We start from the raw sequence: 26,581 nt of genomic DNA, 5'->3' as shown, positions 1-26,581 counted from the left end.
CAATTCTAAAAAATAACACTTATTTAGAATATAAACCTATTGTACTATCATTATGAATATTTTTGTTCCTTCTATCGATGTTTTTTTCTCCATCTTAAGAAGGAGACGACCATTTTTTCATAAGTATCCAATCACCTTTTACTTACAGCCACATAGTCTGTATTAACCGAATTGTGATAAATGCCTATTTATATTTATAGCATTTATCGACTTTAAATCGGGAAAGGAGCTGTATTTATGGGGATTGAATTAACAGCACTTCATTGGATATATGTATTATTTATCGGATTTATTATCGGATTTATGGTAATGAGAAGAGATACTACCTTTATTTGTATCGTGGGAATCTTTCTTTTAGCGATAACAGCTACAGGATCCTTAAGCACCTCGATTAGCAGCATTTTTAATAGCTTTATTTTTGCGATTACAGAATTATTGCCTACCATTGTTGTCATTTCTATTATTGTTGCAATGAGCAAAATCCTGACAAAAACAGGCATTAACGATGTCATGATTTCTCCCTTTTCCAAGCTAATTCGTTCACCAGGGCTAGCATATTGGACGATTGGTATCGTCATGATGGTAATATCATTCTTTTTCTGGCCATCTCCAGCAGTGGCATTAATTGGTGCCGTTCTGCTGCCTGTAGCTTTACGTGTCGGCTTACCAGGTATTGCCGTTGCCATGGCAATGAACTTGTTTGGGCATGGTATTGCTTTATCAGGTGACTTTATCATTCAAGCTGCACCAAAGCTTACAGCTGACGCTGCGGGAATACCGGTGGAAGATGTCATGCATGCCAGTATTCCCCTTGTAATTGTAATGGGACTTGTTACAACTATTACTGCTTACTATTTTATTAAACGTGATATGAAGAGAGGAACATTAACTTATTCGACAGGCATCAAGTCTTCCAGTACATCAGATATTCTCCCTCACGTAAATAGACTACTACTTAGCAGAACACAAAAGAAATTATTTGCCATTCTTATCCCTATTCTATTTATTCTAGATGTCGTTGCCATGTTTCTTTTAGATTTGCAAGGGGGAGATGCGACAGCACTAGTTGGTGGAACATCGATTTTTATCCTTCTATTAATCACTTTAGTAAGTTATAAAAACAAAGGATTAGAGAAAACAACAAGTTATTTAATCGAAGGCTTTCAATTTGGTTTTAAAGTTTTTGGTCCGGTTATTCCAATTGCGGCATTCTTTTATTTAGGTGATTCAGGCTTTACTACCATTATCGGAGACGTTCTTCCAAAAGACTCTCATGGAATTGTGAATGATCTTGGTGTTGCCCTAGCTTCTACCGTTCCATTAACAAAAGAAATCGGAGCAATAACATTAACAGCAGTCGGTGTTATTACAGGCTTAGACGGCTCTGGCTTCTCAGGAATTTCATTAGCAGGCTCCATTGCTGGCTTGTTTGCCCATGCGATTGGCAGCGGAATAAGTACATTAACTGCATTAGGGCAAATTGCCGCCATTTGGGTTGGTGGCGGAACCTTAGTGCCCTGGGCGCTGATTCCTGCTGCTGCAATCTGTAATGTCGATCCATTTGAATTAGCCAGACGAAATCTCCTTCCAGTTTGTATCGGATTAGCGGTTACCACCATTTTTGCAATGTTTCTTATCTAAAATAGAAGCCAACTAAATTACACTGAAATGCCAAGTATTAAAAAAATAATAAAATCCAATGAAAAAAGCGAGTATCACACTCGCTTTTTCTCACGCCTATTAAGTCTATCTTTAAAAGTTTCATACAAGCCTACCCATATAAATAACCAGATACCACCTAATAAATACCCTCCAATAACATCTGTTGGATAGTGAGCACCTAAAGCAATTCTACTGATTCCGATCAGCAGAGTTAACAAAAATGCAGCACCTGCCAGGATTAGCTTTCCTGCATTTGTTTTTAAATCTTTCGCAATAATATGGGCAATAAACAAGTAGAGAAGTAAGCCTACCATAGCATGCCCGCTCGGAAAACTAAAACTGTCAGCATCTATAGTGTCAGCTGTTATCGGTCTAGGTCTTGCTACTAAATCCTTTACCCATTTATTTAATTCATTTCCTAGTCCCACACATAAAACAAAAGCGGCAATTCCTGTAAAATCTTTCTTTTTCCACCAAAGAAAAAGAATAAAAAACAAGGCAATTATTCCAATCCCAATCTTATCTCCTAAATAAGATACTCCTTCCCAAAAAGGATTTAAACTAGTTGAAAAAAGCATATGTATAAAATCGGTTATTGCTGTATCAAATGCTAAATTAACATCTCCAGATACACCAATAAGAAGAAGTATAAAAAATAAGACGGAAAGGATTAACAGCCCCCAAGCCATTTTTGATTTTCTAATATCCATATTTGCCTCCTATATGATATTCCATTTCAACCTAATTTTAACAACATAACCTACATTAGGATAGGATAAAATGCAGAATTAATATACTTTCTAACTACTTTTATCCTATCTTCATACTTTTTCCATGCTATAATAAAAATATTCTAAATAGTAAAACGAGGTGAAAGAGATGCTACAAAAAATATGGGGACAATTAGAAAATTATTATGACGAAATGGTCGAAATACGAAGATACCTTCATCAACATCCAGAATTATCATTTAAAGAGGAAAAAACAGCTCAATATATCATCTCTTTCTATGAACAATTGGGAATTCATGTTACTGGAAATGTCGGTGGGAACGGAGTAGTAGCAAAAATAGCTGGAGGAAAACCTGGGAAAACGGTTGCCTTACGCGCTGATTTCGATGCCCTCCCGATACAGGATGAAAAAGAAGTAGAGTATAAATCAAAGGTTCCAGGCGTTATGCATGCCTGTGGCCATGATGGACATACAGCAACTTTATTAATACTTGCTAAAGTGATAAATGAATATAAAGAAGAATTATCAGGAAATTTCGTTTTTATTCATCAGCACGCAGAGGAATCTAACCCTGGTGGCGCAAAAGCGATGATTGAAGCAGGCTGCCTCGAAAACGTGGATGCTATATTCGGTACTCATTTATGGGCGACACTTCCTACAGGTACCGTTTCCTATAAAGCAGGTCCAATGATGGCTGCTGCAGATGAATTTAAAGTCAAAATCCAAGGTCAAGGTGGACATGGAGCACAGCCTCATAAAACGAAAGATTCTCTTGTTACCGCCTCACAACTGGTCATTAATCTCCAACAAATTGTCAGCAGAAAAGTTAATCCTATTCACAATGCTGTTTTAACTGTAGGTTACTTTGAATCAGGTAATGCTTTTAATGTAATCGCAGATACTGCTACCCTTGGAGGAACTGTTCGAACATTTGATTTAGAAACACAAGCACTTATTAAAGAAGAGCTTGAAAGAGTGATCAAGGGTACTTGTTATACAGCTAATAGTACGTATGAATTTGTATATGATGATGGATATCCTGCTGTTGTCAATCACCCAGAAGAAACTTCCTTTTTAGCTCGCTGTGCTGAAAACATTCCAGGTGTGCTTGTCCAAGAGGGAGAACCAGAATTAACAGGTGAGGACTTTTCTTATTACTTGCAACATGCAAAAGGCACTTTTTTCTTTACAGGTGCAATGCCTGAAACTAATGGACCTACTTATCCACATCATCATCCAAGATTTGATATTAATGAAAAGGCAATGCTTATTGCTGCAAAAACGTTAGGTTCTGCAGCAGTTAATTATAATATTTCCGTTATGGAAGAGGAAGCTAATACAATGATAAATTCATAACAGCACACAGTAAAAAGGAATGGATTCAAGCTAATGAATCCATTCCTTTATTCCATTTGCTCCTGTTCTTGAAAATAGCGCCAGCGATAAACATTTCTAGCTGCTTCTCCTAATTGATCCATTAAATTATAATTTGCATAAGCACCAACCGCTGCCCCAATACCTGGTACTAATTGAAGCATTTTCACAAAATCAATAAAATCCCGGTATTCCTGTTGCAGCTCCTGCCAATTAAGAGAAGCGACTTTATTTTTTTCATCATCCCAATTCTCCATTACCTCTAAAATTTCTCGTCTTTTTCCTTCACTAGAAAAAGCTAGCTGAAAAATATACAGTAAATAGACTCTTTCCTCTAATTGTTCGGTATCATACCCATAGATTGTTGCAGCTTCCATTAAAAAATTCATTTTAATGGAAAGTAATAGTGGGAAATCAGCCAATCCAAGTAGAAGCCCACCTGCACCAGTTCCAGCCCCTTCCACAACAGCAACTTTTTTATATTGGCTAATTTTTTTTGTTAATTCCTCATCTTTTCCCTGTAAAGAATGAATGAGAGGAGGATTCTTTTTCTTTAGAATATTACTGCCAGCCAATGTTGCTTGAATCATCTGTTTGATTGCTTCAGTAATTGTTTGATGAACTTTTTCTGGTATATATGAATTCATTTTATTTTGAGCCTTCTTGGACACTCTATTTAAAATCGAAGAACGTTTCTGTAATTTATACTTCCACTCCCCGACCTCTACTAATGCTCTATGTTCGTATTCATTCATCGGCCTTCCTCCTTATACTTATTCTTACGTTTAATTTAAGAAAATAGTTCCCTTTTTTCCATCACCCTAATCTGAAACATAAAAAGGAGTTTTAAACCTTATCAAAAGAATAAAGGTTTAAAACTCCTTTCCTATTATGAATGTTTCACTTTTTTATTTATGTACAATAAGACAAAAAAGGCAATAAAGACTCCATTAACTACCAAGGAAATTACTGCATACAGAAAGTCCCCTTTAAGTGCAATAATAAGCGATAAAATAATCCCTTGGCAACTTAAAATGATTGCCATGATTTGCTTAAAAGATTTTTCTCTATACGAGGATGCCACCGGATAGATAGTAACCCACAGTTTGTTATCATAAGCATTCCAAAGCGGTAATAACTGTAATCCTGTTAAGAAAACAAACAAAACACTAATAAACACCTGTCCAGGCCCAAAAGACAAGAAAAAGATAAAAATCCCACTTATAAGTGTTAACCGAATTGTTAATCCAAAATAGTCACCTGCACGGATATACGTTCTCCAGTATAAATGAGCAAATACTTTTTCTTTTGCATAAGAAATACGGCTGAACAATAAATCTAGTAGTCGTCTTCTTTTAATTCGGTTTCTTAGCATCGGTACCTCTGTAAACATATTCGCAAAACGATAAAAAGAGGCTAGCCTTTTTTCATCCTGTTCAATCAAATATTCCCATTTAACTCCTTTATTGCTTGTCGCCTTCTGGAAATAAATAAGTAAGAAGGCCATAACAAGAAGTAATGCAAGAATAAATAATGGAGATGAATCCGCAAATAATAAATAAAGAATCGCTAAATTAACGAAGAATCGTACAACTGTATCCATATAATGATAGCGAACATTTACATAATATTGAATATGCCAGCGAATAAGCAAATTTGCCCCTTTACTTATCAATAGCACAATTAACAAATACCAAAAACGGCTAAAATCCCCACCATGTACTTGTGCATACAACGGCATTAGCGCTGCCAGAAGGATCAACAGTAAATATCCTTGAATAACAAAGCTAACAACCATCGACTTCAGAAAATATTTCTTCATTTTCGTCTCAACAGCAATCAAAAAGATACGATCGGCATCCTTTAAAAAAGTATAGGTAGGACTATTTGTCAGAAAAAAGGTAAGGATAATGCTCATAATAAGAGCAACAGGAAAATCATTGGAAATCGTCTTTAGCCAAGCTTGGTAGTAGAAAGCGGCGGTTCCTAACAAAAACACTAAAACAATGACAAGATGTCCATTAAAAATATATTTTAAATACTGACCATATTCTTTTGCTATTTGTCCGGTTCTCTCTTTCCACAATTGTTTTTCATTAAATTCAAACATGTTCTTCTTCCTTTGTTAGCAGGATATATAAATCATCCAGTGTGGCTCCTGGCATATTAAATGCTTCTCTTAATTCCTCCATTGTTCCCTGACACTTTATTTTTCCTTCATGGATAATAATAATCCGATCACAGTATCTCTCCGCTGTGGCAAGAATATGGGTGGACATTAAAATCCCAGCACTCTTTTCCTTCATTTTTTTTAGTTGATCTAATAACGACTGGATACCAAGAGGATCCAAACCAACAAAAGGTTCATCTACAATATAAAGGGAAGGTTCCACTAGGAACGCACACATAATCATTACCTTTTGCTTCATCCCTTTGGAAAAATGCGCAGGGAACCATTTCAACCTTTTTTCCATTCTAAACTCTTTTAATAATGCTTCCATTCGTCTTTTATAGTCAGACTCAGATAATCCATATGCCATTGCTGTTATTTTTAAATGTTCTTCCAACGTTAATTCATCATATAATATAGGTGTTTCTGGCACAAAGGTAAATTCTTTTCGATACGTCTCTTTATCCCCTTCAAATGTTTTTCCATTAATAAAGATTTCGCCTTTATGTGGTTCCATTAAACCAATAATATGTCGGATAGTTGTACTTTTCCCAGCTCCATTTAGCCCAATTAAGCCGACCATCTCATTCTTATTGATGGAAAAAGAAATATCTTTAAGAACAGGATTCTTCGTATAGCCACCAGTAACATTCTTTATTTCTAACAACGCCATATTTTGTACCTCCAATATGTATTATCTATAGTTTAACAACATTCTCGATTAAATAAAAATGATTGCGCGGAAAAATTTAATTTCTTTTGTATATAAATTTCTCAATCAGGACATTCTATTTATTGAAGGGGAGCACCAAAGAAATATTGCAGTATAAACTCCAATATTAAATGAGGTGTTTGCAAAAGATTCTATACAGATCTTTTAAAATAAACTTCCATTCGTTTTAAAAGGGGATGTTTGCCTTGCACAAGCAGGTTTAACATGAGATCAGTAACACCAAGTTGCTTCATTACGTAAGCAGCCTAATTAATCATTTCCACTTTGAAATGAGGTGTTTGTCGCAGACTGTCATCCATTCTTTATACGTTGATAAACATATAAAGACATTTAAGGGGATGGTTCGTTTGAACAATGATCGATTTTTCTCATAAAGTATAACAATTCATTATTAAATGAGGTGTTTATCAAAGAGAAGAACCCTAAAACATGATTGAAGTTCTCTCCTTCAAAAAGAGGGTGTCCTTAAAAGGTGTTCTTATTATGAATTTCCATGTAAAGGAGTTTACTTAAACTTCTCATATGGATAATGCATATAAGAGAACCTTTACAAGGCACCCTCTTTCCTGTTCATTAAAATAGCTCCTGTGTTAAAATATTGGTAATACATAATGAAGGAAGGTTTATTTATGAGTGACTGCATTTTTTGCAAAATAATAGCTGGGGAAATACCATCTAAAAAGGTGTTTGAAAATGAACATGTGATGGCATTTTTGGATATTAGCCAGGTTACAAAAGGACATACACTAGTAATACCTAAAAACCACGCTAAAGATATTTATGAATTAACACCTGAAATTGCGAGCAATCTGTTTGAAGTAGTGCCCCATATTGCATCAGCGATTAAAGAAGCATATGAACCCATTGGTTTAAACCTACTCAATAATAATGGGGAAAAAGCAGGGCAATCCGTTTTCCATTATCATATGCACCTCATCCCACGTTACGGAAAAGGGGATGGATTTGGAGCAGTTTGGAAAACAAACTTTGATGGGTATTCCAATGAAGAATTGTCAACAATTGCGGATAAAATCAAAGAAAAAATAAGATAACAATAAACTCCTAAAAAAATTCTTTTTTTCCAAAATGCTATTTGATAATAGTTTCAATTTCATACGTTTGACTCCTTCCCCCTTTAGAATCAACTTTTCAACATTATTCAATTAGGGGAATTACTTTTTTAATAATACAAAAAGCCCAAACACCTTTTGAAAAATTCTAACTTTTTTCAAAAAGGTGTTTTTTTCATCTGTACAAATCAGCTGAATTTGTTAGTATAAGGGTAATCTTTTTGTCTTTACCGCATTACTAATTGAAAAAGTTAATTTAGGAGGAAAGAACGATGAAAAGAGCATATAACTTTAACGCAGGACCTGCTGCTTTACCTGAATGGGTATTACAAGAAGCAAAGGAGCACTGGTTGAATTTTAATGATACAGGAATGTCTTTAATGGAATTAAGCCATCGCAGCAAAGACTATGAGGCCGTACACAATGAAGCAAAAGAACTTCTTACTTCCCTACTTTCCATACCAGATAATTATGAAATTCTCTTTTTACAAGGAGGAGCAAGCCTTCAATTTACAATGGTGCCAATGAACTTGCTGTCTAAAAATCAAACTGCTTATTACGCACTGACTGGGGTTTGGTCAGAAAAGGCAATCAAAGAAGCCGCAAAGCTAGGTAATACAGCAATTTCAGCTTCTAGTAAAAACGATAATTATACATATATTCCAACCCCAGAACAAATAGAATTGCCAAAGGATGCTGCTTATCTTCATATTACTAGTAACAACACCATATATGGGACTCAATGGAGGAACTATCCGACAAATTTATCAGTACCTTTAATTGCTGATATGTCTAGCGATATATTAAGTACACCAATTGACATTTCACAATTTGGCGTTATTTATGCAGGCGCCCAAAAAAATCTTGGACCATCTGGTGTAACGGTCGTTATTATTCGTAAAGATTTAATTAGAGAAGATCCTGCTTTACCAACCATGTTAAGTTATCATACCCATGCAAAAAATAATTCGTTATTCAATACACCACCTACTTTAGGTATTTATCTGTTATCCCTTGTCTTAAAATGGGTAAAACAACAAGGTGGTGTCGAAGGAATCGCTGCAATCAATGACACAAAAGCACAGCAACTATATACTGTTATTGATGAAAGTAACGGATTTTATCGAGGTCACGCTGAGGAAAAGAGCCGTTCAAAAATGAACGTAACCTTTACTTTACCGTCAGAAAGTCTTACAAAAGATTTCTTACAGGAAGCAAAAGAAGCAGGGTTTGTTGGTCTGAATGGTCATCGATCTGTTGGTGGTTGCCGTGCTTCTATTTATAACGCGGTTCCCCTCGACCATGTGATGGAACTAGCTAAATTTATGAAAAACTTTCAAAATAATCACCTGAAAAAAGATGCGCAAAAAACGAAATCCCTTTAAAAATAGTAATGATCACTTGAATACGTTATAATGATGAAAAAGAGCGAGGTGTAAGCAAATGAGCGCAAAATCATTCTTATCAGGATTTTTAATTGGAGGAATTGCAGCTGGAATCACTACCTTACTGACTACTCCTTACTCAGGAAAAGAAGTAAGAAAAGTATGCAGCGATAACGGTAAAGCTTTTCTTCAACATATTCAAGAATTAAAAATTGACTTAAACGAAATAAAAGATTCTGTTAAAACAGTTACAGTAGAAGGTAAAACAGTATTAAGTGACTTTATTAAAGACCTTAAACTATCCATAGAAACATGGCAAGAAGAAGTTAAACCTCATCAAGAGTTACTTCAACAGGAACTAGATGAATTACAATCAACTATCAACGAATTAGAAAATGACTTAAAATAATCATTTTGCCAAAGATTCAGGACAACCATTTGGAATATTTAAGCTGTAAAGAATAATTCCTGAAGAAAAGCGGAGGATTTCTAACATGAATATCCTCCGCTTTTCTATATTCTCCTGACTCACTACAAAATGTTACTTTTTCTAACACCGCGATGTCAAAACTTTATTCGCATATAATTTTTATTTCTACTTTTCCCACTAACTTCTGTCTCCCGTCCTTTTCCTCCCCTTTTTATATCATTAATTTTTTATTCACTCTTGCTATTAAAATTTTGTCCCTCTTTTGATACTTTCTCTCATTTTAAACAGATAAATTCCCTATTTTTATTTATTACTTATCGTTCCCTCTCTTCCCTGATAAAAAATGTATAGACATATAATGAATTTTTATTTAAAACAATTCATTATAATACAATAAAGCGCTTACTATAAATAAAAATTCTTATTTCTAAAAATTTTGTTAATTTTTATCTTTATTAATTTTTGTTTTATTGGCATAATGTTTATAGATAACAGAAAAGTAGGTGATTTGTGGATGAACGAAAGTCAGATCTCAATGAAAGAGGCTTTACTCTTTACACAAAGAATTGGACAACTTAGTAAAGCATTGTGGAAGGCAATTGAGAAGGATTGGCAAAACTGGATTAAGCCATATGATTTAAACATTAATGAGCATCACATACTTTGGATTGCCTATCAGCTAAACGGTGCATCTATTTCAGATGTAGCAAACTTTGGGGTAATGCATGTCTCGACAGCATTTAATTTTTCGAAGAAATTAGAAGAAAGAGGACTACTGCAATTCTCGAAAAAAGAAAATGATAAGCGAAACACGTATATTTGTCTTACAGATAAAGGAAAAGAAGTATTTGTTCAAATTATGGAAGATTATAATCCGAGTAACAGTGCAGCATTATCTGCCTCCTTGCCAATCAGAAATCTATACGGAAAGTTTCCAGATCTGTTAGAAATGATGACAATCGTAAAGCATATTTATGGAGACGATTTTATAGAAATTTTTGAGAAATCCTTTACTAATCTTGACGATATTTTGGATGAAGATGAAGGACATTTAAAGAAAAAGGATCCCGTATTTACTAAATAGAGAAATGAAAATTGGGGAAAAGGACTCTAGGTTTGGGACATTCTAGACCGGTGGTAAAAAAAGATAAGAGGGCAGCTTGCTTTCTTGTCTTTTTTTCGGAAAATTTCAATAAGTTTTACAAATAATCAAATTATACATAAAAAGATGGATGTTTCCCTTATTGAAGATACTAATAAAAAAAATGTCATAAATTTGTATAAAGAGACTATTGATTTTTTACTCTTTTCATCGTAAAGTAGCAAGGTAAGTTTGCTTGATTAAACGCAAAATAAGGCAAAGAAAAGATATTCTTCCAATTATTAGTTATTCAAGCAAGAAATTATTATCAAAAGTAACTAAAAATTTCTCCCTATGGAGGGTATTAACATGAACTGCTGGAAGACTGTCAACTTCCATAAAAAATATGGAACGCAGCGCCTATTTATTTTGTCTTCTATGACAATGATTGGTTGTTTTCTATTTCTATATGTACCAATAACAACCTATTTTGCACATAACAAACTTTCTGATGATTACTTTTTACTATTTATGGCAACGATTTTGCTTATCTATCCTTTACACAAATTATTACACTTATTACCAATGATTCATTTAGGGGATAAAATTAAGAAAACATGGAATAAACATTTGCAATTTTTGCCAGTTCTTCACATTCAAGTAAAGGAACCAATCGGTAAAATGCAATTTCAATTAGCACTAATTATTCCTTTTGTCATCATTAGTGGACTATTATTTCTATCTTGTTTCCTTTTCACAAGCTATGTTCATTATTTTTTAATGATTTTTGCTTATCATACAGGCATATGTGTTCCAGATTTTATTCGCATGAAAAATCTATGGAAATCTCCACGTTCCTGCTATGTAGAAGAAAACGAGGATGGGTTTGAGATATTAATAAATAATGTAAATAATGTAAGTGAATTATCTTAAAGGATACTATTATTGTTTTACCAAACATATAATCATATATAACTAGAATACTTGATTCTTCAAGCTTCCTTAACGATAGAATCAAGGAGGCTTGAAAATCATCCAAGCTCTTGTCAGAACGAAGTCATTAAGTTTAGCGACTTAAATAATTGATAATACTATCTTTTTGTCCTGTTATTTGATAATGTAAATATCATACAATAAATTCTGCTGATAAGGAGGGAATCAATGATGATCATCTCCATCTTCATTATTTTAGCTATTTTTATTTTATATAATATTAATAGACTAACAAATGCCCTATGTTTACAAAAAGAAATTCCAGAAGAAAAACAACCAAAAGTTTTTCGAACAATAAATGTTCTTATCACTATTCTGTTGATTTCTTCCTATATGGATATGCTTTTTTAAGATTTTTTACTAAACTGGCTCTGACTTGTAACAGTGCTATGTAGAAAAGAAGCAATGTAATAATCGAAATGACCGATTATTACACTTGCTTCTTTTTATATACCTTCAGATCAACTTATAGCCAAGCTGCTCCGATGATTACTAATAAGATGAATAGTACTACTAATAAAGCAAAGCCTCCACCGTAAACTCCTCCACCAGACATGAAGATTCCTCCTCTCTCTATCGTTCCAGTTGTTCATTTGGCGCATAAATCGACACTCATCCTAGTAAGATTGCCCTTATACGCTTTTATAGCTTACAGCCATGCAGCGCCAACGATAACTAATAAGATAAACAATACAACGATTAAAGCAAAACCTCCGCCGTAAACGTTACCCATAGTAACACCTCCTTTAAGGTTGCTACCATATGTTTCATTACTCTATGGTGTTTCGGTTTTACTACTTTCTTTTATTTAACGGCTTTTTCATTCCTTCTAATCCAGGGACCATCGTATTTCTATTTGTAGGTAATTTTCTTTCCGTAGCAGTATCTACTAAATCCTAGTGGTCACTGGTTAGCCATCGATCTTAATCAGATCCTCCATAAAAGAAATTACTGTTCATTATATTATTTTGGATAGTACTACTTCTCTGTTTTCATGTTTTACAACGTAAACCGTAACAACCTTGTGAATTTGCTTAACGCGAATTCTTTGAGCTCTTTTCAAGCTCAATTTATCATATGTATTTGCCCTAAATTCGGAACAGGACAGATACCCATTTTTTTATAAGGACAAAGGATAACCAATAAAGTGTATGGAAAGTAGCTTGTTTAAAAATGGCATAGAAGGTAAAGGATAGCTGCCATTTTTGAGAAGGAAAATCATAAAAAACAAAGGACCCCCTCTACAAATTTCCCATACACGACACAATGCTAAATAGGAAAGGAATTTGTAGAATGTGATCCCCTGTGCAAAATAAAGTGTATGAAAAGGTTTCTAACCATTATTGGAGACAATCGATTTTATCACCCCAATTAACTTAATGCTCATATACTCTCTCTTCTCCATTTTTGCGCTTTTTCTCTTCCTCTAGCCTTTTCATATAAACCTCCCCTTCCCGCTCAATAATTTCATTTTCTACCGCTCTGTCCTCTCTTCCTGTTTTAACTGCCATAAACGCACTAATTGCGATGCCTCCAAGTACTAAAATAACCCATAGTGGAATTCCTAGCATATAAAATTACCCCTTTCTAGTAATAGCCCTCTTTTACTTCATCCTATGCTAGAAAAACTAGATTATTCCCTCCTATGTCGTTTTCGCAATAATTTAGTTATACCTAACAATCGATCACTATTGATTCTTATACTATTTCTATGCAAAAAAAAAATGGTTGCAACAGCAACCATTTCCTGAGGAAACGAAACATCTCTATATTTTAAAAGTGTAAGCTTACTTATGGAAGGTCGGTTTATAAAAGGATCGATTTTCTAATGGGAAAACTCTTTCCGTAAATTCACCTGGTTTTGCTCTTTCTAAAACACGATCAAGCATATTCATTTTTGCATCTAAGTTATCGATATAATGTAAGATTTCCGCTTCTTTAATTAACGGAGCTTTCGGGCTTCCCCATTCTGGCTTGCCATGATGAGACAATACTAAATGCTGAAGAATAACCACTTCTTCACCTCTAATTCCTAACTCATCAGCTGCTTTTCCTATTTCATTTATCATAATGGAAATATGTCCCAGTAGATTTCCTTCCAGTGTATAAGAAGTGGAAATTGGGCCAGACAATTCGATGACTTTTCCAAGGTCATGAAGGATGATTCCTCCATATAGTAAATCTTTATCTAAGCTTGGGTAAAGATTCGCTATTGCTTTTGCCAAATCTAGCATACTTACAACGTGATACGCTAACCCAGAAACAAATTCATGATGATTTTTAGTCGCTGCAGGAAATTGCAAAAATTCCTCTTGATGCTTCTTGACTAAATGCCTTGTTATTCTCTGGATATTTGGATTTTGCATTTCGAAAATATAATGAGTAATTTTACTCAACATCTCATCTGTCGTTAGTGGGGCTGTTTCAAGGAAATCAGCTAATCGAATGCCTTCTTCTCCTGTAGCAACTTTAATTTGGCGAATTCTTAATTGGAGCTTTCCTCGATAGCTTTGAATATCACCATTAACTCTTACAATTGTTTCAGGACGATAGCTTTGTTCATCCATATCCGTAGCATCCCAAAGCTTTGCTTCAATTTCACCCGTTTTATCTTGAAAAATAAGCGTCATAAAAGGTTTGCCGTTACTTGCAATTGCTTTTGTCGCATTCTTTATTAATAAATAAGATTCAAATTGTTCCCCAACCTCATATTGAAGTACTCCTTTTTTGTCCAACACACTCTCTCCTTTATCTATCTCTTTATTTAGTATAGCATGAAGTTATTCAATCTTTATAAGCTTGTTTCTCTTTCCTCTGTTGGTAATACATGCAAACTCCCCTCAGGAAAGTGTTTCAATAAATGGTGATGACAAGTAAAGAATATTAGCTGATTTCGCTCACATTTCTTTAATAATTGAATGACTTTTTCCGTTCGCTTTTCATCAAAATTAACAAAACTATCATCAATGATAAATGGAATATAATAATTTTGATAAAATGTTTGCGCTAAGGCAATTCGAATCGATAAATATAGCTGTTCAGTCGTTCCCTGACTTAATTCTTTTGCCTCATAAAAAACATGCTGGCGGCTCTCTACTAGAAATCCAGCTCCCTCTGCCATTGGCAATATCCGAATATATTTCCCTTCTGTCAGAAAAGCTAGATTTTCTTCTGCCTTCTGAAGCATAGCAGGTAATTGCCTTTGTTTATATTGCTCAACTGTTTTGGCTAACAGTTGTTTTGCTAGGGCAAATTTTGCCCATTCTCTCGCTTCTTCTTTGAATTCCGACTGAGACTGTTTAAATGTATGCAATAAATCGGTATAAGTACCTCCACTTTCAATTCTCGAAAGCGTAAAGTTAATCGCAGCAACCCCTTCTCTAACCTCTGTTAAACGGGACGCTAATCGTTCTATGTTTGTTTGTTTTTCTTTTAACTGTAGCTCTGGATCTATAATTCTTTGATACACATGAATTTGTTCTTTTGAGATATTCGCCATCTCTAATTGTAAATCGATTGTAGAAAGCCGGTTCGTATATTTTTCTCTTTCTCTTTCCATTGCAGCCTTTTCACGAAAAACTTCTTCATCCTCTACCCCAGCAATGGAAAACAGTGCTGTCCTTTCTTCTAAATAGCGGCTATACTCTGTTTGATGTCTATCCATATTTTCTTTTATATCAGCTTGCTTTCTTCGACATGCTTCAACCATATCTTTTTTCATTTTTTCTTCTGCTAATGCTGATTTTAATCGATAGCATCTATTTGTAATCGTTTCTTCCTCTTCTCCAATAAATTTGTGAAAAAGAAGCGTAATTGCGTTAGAAATTTGTTCCTTTGTTTGCAGAATTTCCTCCAGCTCTTGATGGACAGAAAATCTTTCTCTATCCTTTGCTTTCCATTCTTCAATTAATAAAAATGCATCATATATCTGTTGCGTTGCTAATTCATACGGAATTTTAAGCTCATTTGCCAATTCTCGCAATAGCTTCTGATGAGCAAGAAAATCCGCTTCCCACTTTTCAAAGCCCTGTAATACTCTTTCATAGCTCTCATTTTGTTGATCTAATCTAAACTGAAGCTGTGTAAAAGCATCTCTCCGTTTTGTATCTTCTTCTAGCTTCTGTTCATCATGAAGAAAAGCACCCTGTCCGCCTTCAAAGGTTACTAGTAGCTGCTCTCTTTCTTCCTTAATAAGCACTATTCTTTTCTCTATTTTTCTAATTTCCTTTTTAGCAAGTTTTCTGCCCGATAAAAACACGAAAAAATAAGCAATACAAATAGTTAAGCTAACAAAAGCGACGAACCATTGTTCAAAAAATAAAGCTCCTCCTGCAACTAGGACAAGAAATACCGATAAGAAGCTTGTTACCAGCATATTCTGTTTAAAACGCTGCTTTTCTACCTTTGTCTGTTCTTCCAATTGATGGATTTCTCTTCCTAATAAATCAGCCTTCTCTTTGTTCCATTGAACTTTATTATCACTTTTCACACGTTCTTCTAACATAGTGCGTTCTTCTTTGGTTAATAGCTTCTGCTTATAACCCTTCACCGTCTCTTCTAACGATTCTAAAGTGGTTTGCTCTTCCTTTAATCGCTCATCCAGCTCCTCTTTCTGCTCTTTTAATCTTCGTTGTTTAGAAGCTGCTTGTGCACTTTGTTCTTTTATAAATATGCTTGTATTACTTTCCTTTAATAAAATCTCTTCCTCTATTGGCAAATGCAATTTGCTTTTTAAACTATCAATTTCTGTGTCTATATTCTTTATTTGATTTTGCACTTGCGTTTGCCGATTCTGTAATTGTTCATAAACAGGCAATTTTTCAATAGCAAGCAATATTTCATTTTCAGCAGCGAGGATTTCTTCTTGAATAAAGCAACTTGCCACTTCTTTTTCTATTTCTAGCGTTTTTGTTTCCAAATGTCGGATTTCCGCTTCTACAGAGAGTATTTTCTCATTTAGTGCTTCCCATCTAGCTAAACCATTTTGTGGGAAAGTTAACTCCTTATACGTTTCTAATTTTTGTTCGATTATTTCCTTTTCTTGAACAATCTTTTTAATTTTCGTCCATTCTTCCAATAATCTTATTTCATGTTCTTCCTTTTTTAACGCTTCTTCTGCCTGAATTTTTTCTTTTTCTAACTGATCTTTCTCTGCCAACAATTGTTCATATTGATTATTATCTTTTTCTGCTATTTTTAAATGCCGATGTCTTTCTCGTAAATCATGTAGCTTTTCGTTTAGGATAGGCTTTTTTCCACTTGGCTTATAGCGTAAGTCTAATTCCTTCTGTAACTCATTCTCTACTTTTAATAGTCGATCCGAGCCAACCGCACCTGTTGAAAACAAAAACCTTCCCAGTTCTTCTCCCTTTAATTGCTGCACATTTTGCAATCCGTATAAATTAAAAGAAAAAATAGATTGGTAAAGACCTTTATCCATTCCTGCTAACAGTTCATTTAAAAGCTCTTCCTGACCTCTTCTCCCGTCCTCCAAAGTGACTGTTACATCACCGGAAGCTTTTCCTTTCACTCTTTCTATCGTTGCTAGTCCAATCTTAGGAAAGAATATCTCTAGTTGACCACCATATTTATGCTGTAGCTTTGGCTCATATCTTAATTCCGCCTGCTGTTTTGTTGGGAATCCAAATAAAATGCTATGAATAAAACTCATAATAGTCGATTTTCCTGCCTCATTTTCCCCATAAAAAACATGAATGGGTGAATGGATGGAGAATGTTATATTTTCTAGCTTTCCATAACCATAAATCGTTATCTTCTTTAATTCCACCTTGCTCACCTCCCGCTTTTTACAAGCATTGTAAGCAGTAAGTCTTCTGCTTCTTTTGCTAATTCTTGTTTTTCATTAACTGTTAGTTCTTCTAAGAATCGATGGGCCTTTGGATGTTGATATAAAGAGGCAACTGCTTTATCTATTTCTTCATAATTCTCTGTAACAGCAAATAATTCTTCATAAAATGCCGATTCCTTTAAGAGATTCTCTTTTAACCACTCCGTATTTTCCTGACTCTTTAAGGAGGTAACCCATACAAAGGAATCTGAATCGATTTCATCCTGCTGGAGGATTTCTAATAAATCAGAATCGAGAAAAGTATCTTCCATCCGTAAATGTTTTATCTCCATGGAAATAATATAGGAATACCTTCCATCTCTGATTTCATCGATTTTTTCCCGACAAAGCCTATATAAATCATCAAATGTATGAACTGAGCTTGCATCTATTATCAATGACTCCCAGATAATTTCCGATGTAGGGATAAACGCTAAGCGAGACTCTCCTTCACTTAATTCTACAAAATAACATCCCTTTACTTCTGTTTCCTTTTTATGGCGACCTTGGATATTTCCTGGATACACAATAGGCGGTATCGTTTCTACTATTTCCCGCTTATGAATATGTCCTAATGCCCAATAGTCCATTTTTTTAGAAAGTAAATCTTTAACATGGAAAGGAGCATAAGCACTATGTTCAGTGGCCCCCTCTAAATTCCCATGCAATATTCCGATATGAAAATTAGCATCCTCCCTTCGTTCATATTCATCAATCTTTCTCTCTTTCACATGTCTTGTTTCATAACTAAATCCATATAAATTTACAGATATATTATTTTTTACAAATTGCTTTAGCGTGACCATAGATGGAAAAACATGAACATTATTAGGCAGGTCTATCTTTACCCAGTTCCCATTTACATGATCATGATTCCCATGGACAAGATAAACCTCGATTTGATTTTCTTTTAAACGTAGCATCTCATCTCGAAATCGGATCTGTGCTCTTATACTTCTATCTTCCCCATCATAAATATCCCCAGCAATTATCATAAAATCTACTTTTTTATTGATAGCAGTATCGATTACTTTTTTAAATGCAATAAATGTGCTTTCCTTCAGCTTGTTATGTATAGATGTTGGCAAATTTTTCAGCCCAACCATCGGGCTATCTAAATGTAAATCCGCACAATGAATAAAGGATAATTCCATACTCTCACGTCCTAAACCTATTTGCTTCTATTCTACCATGCGAAAAATACGAATGCACGTTCTTATCTTTGCTTAGTGGGTATTTTTAATCGATTAACTGATTTTCTAGTGATAGTTAAATTTCTCCACAAGAAAAGCCTCACTATTCATGAGGCTTTTCACAATTTTATTCTTTTTTCGTAAGCTGCAGCGCTTTTTTTATATCTTTATAAGAATTTGATTTTCCATACATCAGGACGCCGCCTTTATAAACTCTAGCCCCAAATATAGCTAGAATCATAATGGTAGCAACTAAAATAATGATTCCTAAGATCGGCTCCCAAACAGGTAAATTCAGCATTCCAACTCTCATAAACATAAGCATCGGAGTGAAGAATGGGATATAAGATGTAATCGTTACAAAAGTGGTGTCTGGTGCACTTAGTCCGAACATTGCAATCATAAATCCTGCCACAATCAATAATGTCATTGGTGTAATCATTTGCTGGACATCTTCAATTCTACTGACAAGCGAGCCGAGTAATGCAGCTAGAGTCGCATATAAGAAATAGCCTAAAATAAAGAAGATTGCTGCATAAATGATTGTACTAACAGGTACTTCACTAAATCCTAAGAACCCTTCCATCGAGCTTAAACTTTCATTGCTAGTTAATGAAAAGTAACCAACAAGCAGTAATATAGCTAACTGAGTTAAGCTTAATAGTCCAATCCCCAGGATTTTCGCAAACATATGCTTTATTGGCGATACACTGGAAATCAAAATTTCCATTACGCGTGATGATTTTTCAGTTGCGACTTCTGTTGCTATCATATTGGCATATAGAATGACCGCAAAGTAAATCAAAAATAAGAGAACATAAACTAACCCTCTAGCTTGACTTAATTCTTCTTCTGTCTTCGCATCTTTCTCAAGAGCAATTTTCTCAAAGGAAACTGGTTCATTCAATTTTGCTAGCTGCTCATTTGTTAAGTTGAGCTGATTCGCTGCTAATTGACTTTTAACCAGTTGAATACTATTTGATAAATTATCAGAAATGGACGATTCAGCAATATCCATCGTATAATAAGTAGCTATTGGTAAATTACTCGAATCAACATCTAAAATCAATAATCCACTATAGTTGCCTTCTTCGACTTCTTTTTTAGCTGATTCTTCCCCATCATTATACGTAACAAGTTTAACGTCTTCATTCAATGTCTCTGTTGCTTCTTGAATGGCAGGTAATAAAGAGTTACTCTGATCGATTACAGCAATTTCTGATTTCCCTTCTTCTCCAGAAAAAGTATCAATAATGCTAGTAAGATTTGTGAGTGCAACAACAAATAATAAGGTAATCGCCGTAGTAATTAAGAAGGATTTTGTTTTAAACTTACTTAAAAAAGTATGGAATAAGATAATCCAAAAACTATTCAAGAGAAGCACCTACCTTTTCGATAAAAATATCGTTTAATGAAGGCTCTTCTAATGCAAATTTACGGATAAAGCCTTTTCCAACAATATCTTTTAAAATTCTTTCCGCAATTTCCTCTCCTTCAATTTGAAGAGAAACTCCCTCGGCAGTTTCCTTTAACTTTAAAACACCTGGATAGCGAATTAAATGCGTCAAATCAAAATCAGCATGAATGGTTACATTTTTCTTCCCAAAGCTTCTTTTAATTTCTTTAAGTGACCCATGAACAACAGGCTTTCCTTTATGCATAATGCATAAATGCTGACATAATTCCTCAACATGCTCCATCCGATGACTAGAAAAAACAATACTCGTTCCATTATTTTTCAAATCAACAACTGCACTTTTTAATTGCTCTACATTTACTGGGTCTAGCCCGCTGAATGGCTCATCAAGAATTAATAGTTTCGGCTTATGTAAAACAGCACTGATGAATTGGATTTTCTGCTGATTTCCTTTGGAAAGCTCCTCCACTTTTTTATCTATATATTCTGGAACTTTAAAGCGATCAAGCCAATATTCCAATTCTCTTAAAGCAGCCTTTTTTTCCATCCCTCTTAGTCTAGCTAGATAGACAAGCTGGTCACGTACTTTTAATTTCGGATATAACCCTCTTTCTTCTGGAAGATATCCAATATAAGGACTTGTGGAATAATTAATCGGCTTATCATTCCATGTTATTTGTCCAGATGTACTTTCCAAAATTCCTAGAACCATGCGAAAAGTTGTCGTCTTACCTGCCCCATTTCCTCCTAAAAAGCCGAACATTTCATTCTCAGGAATAGATATGGATAAATCATCCACAGCAGTGAACGAACCAAATTTTTTTGTCACATTTTTTAACTCTAAAGACACAAAATCCCCTCCTCCCTTTTCTATTACGATTTGAGTTGTAAAAAGTTTCATTTTATACAGAATTCACTAGAATTAAGCGACCATTAATATATTTTCAGCAACTAGGTTAGGGATTATTCATGTTACCAAATGAGGGTGAAAGCAAGCAGCTATTATTGAATACTGCGACTAATGGAGGAAAGCAACTGTTTGGAGAGCGATAGAACGACCTTGTTCTAACCACTATCTTAATAATTAAAAAAGCCGCTGATTAGCTCTAAAGAGTTATCAGCAGCTTTTATTTAATGTGGTAAAAACACTAATTGATAGAGGAATAAAACAGCGAACACATATACTAATGGATGAACTGTTTTCCCTTTCCCTTTTACTAGCTTTAATAATGGATAAGAGATAAAGCCAAGTGCTATTCCTGTTGCGATACTTGATGTAAGTGGCATACTAAGAATAACTAAAAAGGCTGGGAAAGCTTCATCAAACTCAGACCATTTCACATCACTTATCGCCCCCATCATCAAGCTTCCGACGATAATCAATGCAGGAGCTGTAATAGCAGATAAACCAGAAATACTACTAACTAACGGAGCAAAAAAGGCAGATAGAATAAATAATGCGGAAACAGTTACACCTGTTAATCCAGTACGTCCACCTGCAGCGACACCTGAGGTAGATTCGATAAATGCAGTTGTTGGACTTGTCCCAAACATCGCCCCTACAGATGTTCCAAGTGAATCAGCAAGTAGCGCCTGTCTTGCTTTAGGCAATTTATTATTTTTCATTAATCCTGCTTGCTCGGCTACCCCAATCATTGTTCCAGTCGTATCAAAAATCGTTACCAATAAGAAGGAAAAAACGACTGCATATAGCCCATGTTGAATAACATCACCAAACGCAGTAAATGGATTACTAATGATAAGTCCTTCAGGCAAATGTGGTGTTGCCATGATTCCATTGTCAAAGGATAAGAATCCAGTGAAATATGCGATAATACTTGTTGCAATCATCCCTAAGAATAAAGCCCCTTTTACATTCAAGCTAAAAAGAATGATAGTGATGGCTAAACCGACAAGTGCTAGGATAACGGTAGGAGACTTAAGATCACCTAATCCGACAAGATTTTCTGGATTATCCACAATAATTCCTGTTTGTCTTAATCCAATAAAAGCGATAAACAAGCCAATTCCCGCTGTAATACCATGCTTTAAGTTTTCAGGGATCGCTAGGATCAATTTTTCTCTAAAAGGCGTTAATGATAGAATAACAAAAATGATACCTGCAACAAATACTGCTGATAAAGCAACTGTATAATCGACGTTATTATTTCCGACCACAGAAAAGGCGAAATATGCATTTAAGCCCATTCCTGGTGCAATAGCAATTGGATAATTTGCAAAAAGAGCCATCCATAATGTTCCCACAACTGCTGCGATGATTGTTGCAAGAAATACTTGATCAAACGGAATTCCTGCTTTTGATAGAATATCTGGATTGACAACTACTATATAAACCATTGTTAAAAAAGTAGTAAATCCAGCCATTAACTCCGTTCTCACGGTAGTATTATTTTGTTTTAAGTTAAACATGAAAAAACCTCCAAAAAACGAACATTTAAAAACAACATTTTCTATGTTATTCGTTTTTACTACAAAAAGCAACTGTTTTTCACGATAAATTTTTTGTCGATTTAGTGAAAAGCATTTATTAGTCTTACACTAGCTTTTGCTTTCCATACAAAAAAATGACATGAAAGCATAAAAAATCTACCAGAACGCATATTAGTTTCGGTAGATTTTTTACAGATTATTAATGTTTAGAAGCTTCGACTGAAAAATGTTCGTTTAATAAGGCTATTTTTTTATCGGTATATTCCTCAAAGCTTTCATTATACGTCTTTGGATGCTTCGGATTAGAGAATTGTGTGATTTTTCCTGTTACTGGATGAATAAATTTACTAGATGCACCACAGCCAAGACCGATGACTGTCTGCAGTTCTTCCATCATCATAATATTGTAGATACTTTCTTGATTTTTCTTGGAATAGCCAACATTCTCTAAATTGCCAAGAATATTTTTCTGTCGGTATAAATAGTATGGGACATAATCATATTCCTCTGTCCATTCTTCAGCCATCTTCATCATCTCTTGGATTTCCTCTCGATCTGCAACCTTATATCTCGATTTATTACGAGACATTTCGGACGCACGTTTAAAAGAAAGTGTATGAACTGTTAAAGATTCTGGCATTAATTCTTCTGTTTTATCAAGAGAATACTTAAACTCCTCAACGCCCTCACCAGGAAGTCCGATGATTAAATCCATATTAATATTATTCATTCCGTGTTTTCGTGCTAAATGATACTTTTCAATCGTCTCTTCGACAGTATGATGTCTACCAATAGCTTTCAATGTTTGTTGTGTATACGATTGTGGATTAATACTAATTCGATCAATATTCCATTTTTTCAGAACGTCAAGTTTTTCTGGAGTAATCGTGTCTGGTCTTCCAGCTTCCACTGTTACCTCGCGAATATTTTCTACCTTTGGAAAAGAAGCATACATTCGTTCATAAAGCATGTCCATTTCCTCTGCAGTAATACTAGTTGGAGTTCCTCCGCCATAATATACTGTCGTAATATTGATATCCTTCTCTTTTAGCCATTCTCCAATCTTCTCTATTTCATAATGAAGCCCGCCTAAGAAGGAGAAAACAGACCCTTGACGACCATTAATCGCGTAAGCTGGGAAAGTACAATAAGCACATTTAGTCGGACAAAAGGGAATTCCAATATAGATGCTTACTTCTTTTTTTAAATCATATAAATCCGGAATTACCGCTAATTGTCGATCAATGATTTTTTGCATTAAATTAATTTTTTCATCTGACGTTAAATACTCTTCTCGCAATGCCTGATGCGCTTCTTCTATCGGGGTTTGATTTTGCATATGACGATGGAGAAGCTTTGTTGGCCGAATTCCTGTTAATATTCCCCATTTTTGCACCATGCCTGTATACTCTTGCAGCATCAGCAAATAACTTTTGGAAATGGCTTTTTTCATTTGCTTGAATATTTCTTTTTCTGATAAATCGCCAAGCTCTGCCTTGCTATCAAATATATTTCCTTCTACTAGCTCCTCTAGCTTCCCTTTAACGATATATTCATTTCCCGTCATCTCTGTTTCGAAAAATACATGAAGGTCTGCCTTTTCTTCCGGTTCTTTAAATAAAACCTTTGTATCTTCAAAAAACAAATTACCTATATGCTCCAACGGTCTTATATAACGTTCATCCGTTAGCCCCTGTATATATATAACTTTCATACTTTTCTCAACACACCTTTATTCTAGAATACTTCTTTATCCAATTATACTTTAGTCTACAAAAAGTAACTAGAAAGGTCAAAAAACTTTCTTAATTCCTTTACCAACATCAAAAAAGAGAAGTCAAATTACGACTCCTCCGTGTTAATTAAGGGCTATTTTATAATATTCATTTTTCGTAAAAATTCAATTGGTTGCTGTTTCCGGAAATGTTCTTTTACCATATAAGCAACCCCATCTTGATTATTCGATCTCGTTACCCAATCAGCAGCGATTTTCAACTGATTTGGTGCATTCCCCATCGCTACCCCAAGACCAACCGCTTCAATAACTTCTAAATCATCTAATCCATCACCTATAGCGACCATTTCACTACTTCTTATTCCAAGGATTTCTCCTAAATAGAGCAATCCATTTAGTTTTGAGACACCTGCTGGTAAAATATCCAATCGCAGCTCATTATGTTGAACAATATGAATATCAACAAACATCTTTTCAAGGACTTCTTTTGCATCCTGGCAATCTTTTTTGTCTTCAAAGTATACTTCCATTTTAGGTGGACTAACTGGTTCTTCTAATAATACATCGCTTAAAACATCGACAAATTGGTGGGAATAAAAAACGGGGTCTCCAGAAGACAAAACCGTTTTTGCTAGCATATTATGATGGAGCTTTGATTTATTTGCCAACGAGAACTTTTCATGTACTAAACGAATTTGGCAAATGAATCCTTCTAAGAAACGAACAATATCTGAAGTAAGATCTTCTGCTATTCTTTTAACAAAGATAGTTTCTTCTTCATTATTGGAGACTAATGCGCCTTCATGTGCAACGATGTAACTATCCAATTTCAACGCTTTTGCTACCTTTCTAGCTGATGGTAAACTTCTTGCTGTTACAAGTGTTACATAGATTCCTTTTTGTTGTACATATTCAATTGCTTCTTTCGTTGATTTTGTTAAACGCCCATTTGATTGAAGGAGAGTACCATCGATATTTAAAGCTAATAAGCGATAAATCATAAAATCCCCCATTTCTTCGATGTAGATGTTTTGTCTTTATATATCATTTATGTGAGAAACAAGCATATTAGAACTTTTGAGGGAAGATTAACGGAAGAAGTAGTGATTTATTGTGGTTATTTCTATAAGGTTATTGTTGTTTTTTAACTTAGTACTTCTAAAATGTATTTTTAAGCAATAGTGGAATGAAGCGGAAGACAGTTGACTCCTGCGGAAAATAGAGGACGCTTTAGACCCCACAGGCGAAGCCAGCCGAGGAGGCTCAGCTTCCTCCCCGCGGAAAGCAACTGTCTTTAGCGCAATGGAACGAATCTGTTCTAAACCTTTTAATTTTTTGAACGGATTCAGTTGTAATTTTGGGAGGTCCTCTCTGAGATTATTTGATTATTTTTTAAAGACCATCCTATGGAAAAAATTGCTTTTTACTTTTTTGTATAAAATACGTGATTTTTTTTAAAATAATAAACGTAACATCAATTAAATCACTCAAGGAGGAAACATTCATCATGGCAAATAACAATTCATCAAATCAATTATTAGTTCCAGGAGTATCTCAAGCATTGGATCAAATGAAATATGAAATTGCATCAGAGTTTGGAGTAAACCTTGGTGCTGAAACTACTGCTCGTGCTAACGGTTCAGTTGGTGGCGAAATCACTAAAAGATTAGTACAAATGGCTGAGCAACAACTTGGCGGTAGCAAATTTTAAGTAAAACAAAGTATTGTAATTAAATAGATATGACTTTAGGAGGATGGCAAATTTGCCATCCTCCTCTATTTATTGTGAAACACAGGGAATCAGTAGAACCGTCCCCCTGATTCCCTCAAAAAAACTCCACTATTTTAAAATAGCAGAGTTTCTTGCTTATTGCTGTTGTTGAGCAGGTCCATATAGCTCTTCTAATGGTTTCATGATAATTTGATTCAATTCACCAATTAGCATGCTCATGCGTTGTTCTGCGGCCATTAGTTTTGAAATGCTTTCATGTTGTTGAACAAGTGCCACTGTTTTTTGTGCTTGTTCTACTTCTTCTTGTGTAATTTCTTGACCTGCCATTTGCTTTTGTTGAAGCTGTAATTGAATATTACGGAAATTATCAAACATCGCTTTTGCGGAAGGATCTCCATTTACCGTATCATACATTTTTTTCAATTCTGTATATTCATCACTTTGACGAATCGCTTTCTCTAATTCATTTGCAGGATCATGTACATTTACTGCCATTAAAAAACAACTCCTTTATTTAACAATTGTCTCCACTATAACAAACTATGCATCATAATACCAGAAATACCTCTATTTCA

Annotated in this window: 25 protein-coding genes; 9 read left to right on the top strand and 16 right to left on the bottom strand. The window is 34.7% G+C overall.

All coding sequences use genetic code 11. The features are described 5' to 3' along the window. Nucleotides 1-237 precede the first annotated feature (237 nt). Complete coding sequence (locus NYE52_RS05385) at nucleotides 238-1,641, top strand: hypothetical protein (RefSeq protein WP_341192116.1); 1,404 nt, start codon at nucleotides 238-240, stop codon at nucleotides 1,639-1,641. A gap of 74 nt (nucleotides 1,642-1,715) precedes the next feature. Here NYE52_RS05385 and NYE52_RS05380 read toward each other — a convergent pair whose 3' ends face one another. Next, entirely contained in the window at nucleotides 1,716-2,372 is a 657-nt protein-coding gene (locus NYE52_RS05380) for a phosphatase PAP2 family protein (RefSeq protein ID WP_341192115.1), read from the bottom strand. A gap of 169 nt (nucleotides 2,373-2,541) precedes the next feature. Here NYE52_RS05380 and NYE52_RS05375 point away from each other — a divergent pair, with 169 nt between their 5' ends. After that, a complete protein-coding gene (locus NYE52_RS05375; protein ID WP_341192114.1) occupies nucleotides 2,542-3,750 on the top strand; it encodes a M20 family metallopeptidase in 1,209 nt (402 codons plus the stop codon). A gap of 47 nt (nucleotides 3,751-3,797) precedes the next feature. On the opposite strand, the gene NYE52_RS05370 is transcribed toward NYE52_RS05375, so the two are convergent. From NYE52_RS05370 to NYE52_RS05360, 3 genes are all read right to left on the bottom strand, one after another. Beyond that, entirely contained in the window at nucleotides 3,798-4,523 is a 726-nt protein-coding gene (locus tag NYE52_RS05370) for an EcsC family protein (protein WP_341192113.1), read from the bottom strand. Nucleotides 4,524-4,657: 134 nt separating this feature from the next. Next, on the bottom strand, nucleotides 4,658-5,878 hold the full coding sequence (locus NYE52_RS05365; protein WP_341192112.1) for an ABC transporter permease: 1,221 nt from the start codon (nucleotides 5,876-5,878) through the stop codon (nucleotides 4,658-4,660). Beyond that, nucleotides 5,871-6,611, bottom strand: coding sequence for an ABC transporter ATP-binding protein (locus NYE52_RS05360; protein ID WP_341192111.1), 741 nt, complete (start codon nucleotides 6,609-6,611; stop codon nucleotides 5,871-5,873). The genes NYE52_RS05365 and NYE52_RS05360 overlap by 8 nt, the downstream gene beginning before the upstream one ends. A 689-nt stretch (nucleotides 6,612-7,300) precedes the next feature. On the opposite strand from NYE52_RS05360, the gene NYE52_RS05355 reads away from it, so the two are divergent. From NYE52_RS05355 to NYE52_RS05330, 6 genes are all read left to right on the top strand, one after another. After that, on the top strand, nucleotides 7,301-7,723 hold the full coding sequence (locus NYE52_RS05355; RefSeq protein WP_341192110.1) for an HIT family protein: 423 nt from the start codon (nucleotides 7,301-7,303) through the stop codon (nucleotides 7,721-7,723). A gap of 290 nt (nucleotides 7,724-8,013) precedes the next feature. Beyond that, complete coding sequence (gene serC, locus NYE52_RS05350) at nucleotides 8,014-9,126, top strand: 3-phosphoserine/phosphohydroxythreonine transaminase (protein WP_341192109.1); 1,113 nt, start codon at nucleotides 8,014-8,016, stop codon at nucleotides 9,124-9,126. A 58-nt stretch (nucleotides 9,127-9,184) separates the two neighbouring features. Beyond that, nucleotides 9,185-9,535: a YtxH domain-containing protein gene (locus tag NYE52_RS05345; protein ID WP_341192108.1), complete on the top strand. Its 351-nt coding sequence runs from the start codon at nucleotides 9,185-9,187 to the stop codon at nucleotides 9,533-9,535. Between the two features lie 535 nt (nucleotides 9,536-10,070). After that, nucleotides 10,071-10,640, top strand: a complete 570-nt coding sequence (locus NYE52_RS05340) for an HTH-type transcriptional regulator Hpr (RefSeq protein ID WP_341192107.1) — start codon at nucleotides 10,071-10,073, stop codon at nucleotides 10,638-10,640. A gap of 366 nt (nucleotides 10,641-11,006) precedes the next feature. Beyond that, the gene (locus NYE52_RS05335) at nucleotides 11,007-11,570 is read left to right on the top strand and encodes a DUF3267 domain-containing protein (RefSeq protein ID WP_341192106.1); all 564 of its coding nucleotides are present in this window, start codon (nucleotides 11,007-11,009) and stop codon (nucleotides 11,568-11,570) included. A gap of 231 nt (nucleotides 11,571-11,801) precedes the next feature. Then, nucleotides 11,802-11,981 carry a hypothetical protein gene (locus NYE52_RS05330; protein ID WP_445669137.1) on the top strand — a complete coding sequence of 60 codons (180 nt, stop codon included), beginning with the start codon at nucleotides 11,802-11,804 and terminating at the stop codon, nucleotides 11,979-11,981. A gap of 115 nt (nucleotides 11,982-12,096) precedes the next feature. Here NYE52_RS05330 and NYE52_RS05325 read toward each other — a convergent pair whose 3' ends face one another. The 11 genes from NYE52_RS05325 to NYE52_RS05275 form a co-directional block, all read right to left on the bottom strand. Then, nucleotides 12,097-12,186, bottom strand: coding sequence for a YjcZ family sporulation protein (locus NYE52_RS05325; RefSeq protein WP_035416274.1), 90 nt, complete (start codon nucleotides 12,184-12,186; stop codon nucleotides 12,097-12,099). 93 nt (nucleotides 12,187-12,279) lie between these two features. Next, nucleotides 12,280-12,363, bottom strand: a complete 84-nt coding sequence (locus NYE52_RS05320) for a YjcZ family sporulation protein (RefSeq protein ID WP_035416275.1) — start codon at nucleotides 12,361-12,363, stop codon at nucleotides 12,280-12,282. Nucleotides 12,364-13,006: 643 nt separating this feature from the next. Beyond that, nucleotides 13,007-13,201: a sporulation YhaL family protein gene (locus NYE52_RS05315; protein WP_341192105.1), complete on the bottom strand. Its 195-nt coding sequence runs from the start codon at nucleotides 13,199-13,201 to the stop codon at nucleotides 13,007-13,009. A 216-nt stretch (nucleotides 13,202-13,417) separates the two neighbouring features. Further along, nucleotides 13,418-14,365 (bottom strand): 3'-5' exoribonuclease YhaM, encoded by a 948-nt coding sequence (gene yhaM, locus NYE52_RS05310; RefSeq protein WP_341192104.1) that lies wholly within the window; start codon nucleotides 14,363-14,365, stop codon nucleotides 13,418-13,420. Nucleotides 14,366-14,421: 56 nt separating this feature from the next. After that, nucleotides 14,422-17,418: an ATP-binding protein gene (locus NYE52_RS05305; protein WP_341192103.1), complete on the bottom strand. Its 2,997-nt coding sequence runs from the start codon at nucleotides 17,416-17,418 to the stop codon at nucleotides 14,422-14,424. 5 nt (nucleotides 17,419-17,423) lie between these two features. Further along, nucleotides 17,424-18,632: a metallophosphoesterase family protein gene (locus NYE52_RS05300; RefSeq protein WP_341192102.1), complete on the bottom strand. Its 1,209-nt coding sequence runs from the start codon at nucleotides 18,630-18,632 to the stop codon at nucleotides 17,424-17,426. A 166-nt stretch (nucleotides 18,633-18,798) separates the two neighbouring features. Further along, nucleotides 18,799-20,046: an ABC transporter permease gene (locus NYE52_RS05295; protein ID WP_341192101.1), complete on the bottom strand. Its 1,248-nt coding sequence runs from the start codon at nucleotides 20,044-20,046 to the stop codon at nucleotides 18,799-18,801. Next, nucleotides 20,039-20,938, bottom strand: coding sequence for an ABC transporter ATP-binding protein (locus NYE52_RS05290; protein ID WP_341192100.1), 900 nt, complete (start codon nucleotides 20,936-20,938; stop codon nucleotides 20,039-20,041). Before NYE52_RS05290 ends, NYE52_RS05295 begins: the two co-directional genes overlap by 8 nt. 281 nt (nucleotides 20,939-21,219) lie before the next feature. Continuing rightward, nucleotides 21,220-22,518 (bottom strand): NCS2 family permease, encoded by a 1,299-nt coding sequence (locus tag NYE52_RS05285; RefSeq protein ID WP_341192099.1) that lies wholly within the window; start codon nucleotides 22,516-22,518, stop codon nucleotides 21,220-21,222. A 220-nt stretch (nucleotides 22,519-22,738) separates the two neighbouring features. Then, nucleotides 22,739-24,253 carry a coproporphyrinogen III oxidase gene (locus NYE52_RS05280; RefSeq protein ID WP_341192098.1) on the bottom strand — a complete coding sequence of 505 codons (1,515 nt, stop codon included), beginning with the start codon at nucleotides 24,251-24,253 and terminating at the stop codon, nucleotides 22,739-22,741. A 155-nt stretch (nucleotides 24,254-24,408) separates the two neighbouring features. Beyond that, nucleotides 24,409-25,275, bottom strand: a complete 867-nt coding sequence (locus NYE52_RS05275; protein ID WP_341192097.1) for a Cof-type HAD-IIB family hydrolase — start codon at nucleotides 25,273-25,275, stop codon at nucleotides 24,409-24,411. A 506-nt stretch (nucleotides 25,276-25,781) separates the two neighbouring features. Between NYE52_RS05275 and NYE52_RS05270 the strand changes: the two genes are divergently transcribed. Continuing rightward, nucleotides 25,782-25,985: an alpha/beta-type small acid-soluble spore protein gene (locus NYE52_RS05270; protein WP_016201934.1), complete on the top strand. Its 204-nt coding sequence runs from the start codon at nucleotides 25,782-25,784 to the stop codon at nucleotides 25,983-25,985. Between the two features lie 156 nt (nucleotides 25,986-26,141). Here the strand turns inward: NYE52_RS05270 and NYE52_RS05265 are convergent, their stop codons facing one another. Beyond that, on the bottom strand, nucleotides 26,142-26,501 hold the full coding sequence (locus NYE52_RS05265; RefSeq protein ID WP_341192096.1) for a YlbF family regulator: 360 nt from the start codon (nucleotides 26,499-26,501) through the stop codon (nucleotides 26,142-26,144). Between the last annotated feature and the right edge of the window lie 80 nt (nucleotides 26,502-26,581).

The organism is Niallia sp. FSL W8-0635 (genome assembly GCF_038007965.1).
Classification (GTDB): domain Bacteria; phylum Bacillota; class Bacilli; order Bacillales; family Cytobacillaceae; genus Niallia.
The sequence above is the reverse complement of the archived record's forward strand: the minus strand, read 5'-3'. Positions and strand labels throughout refer to the sequence as shown.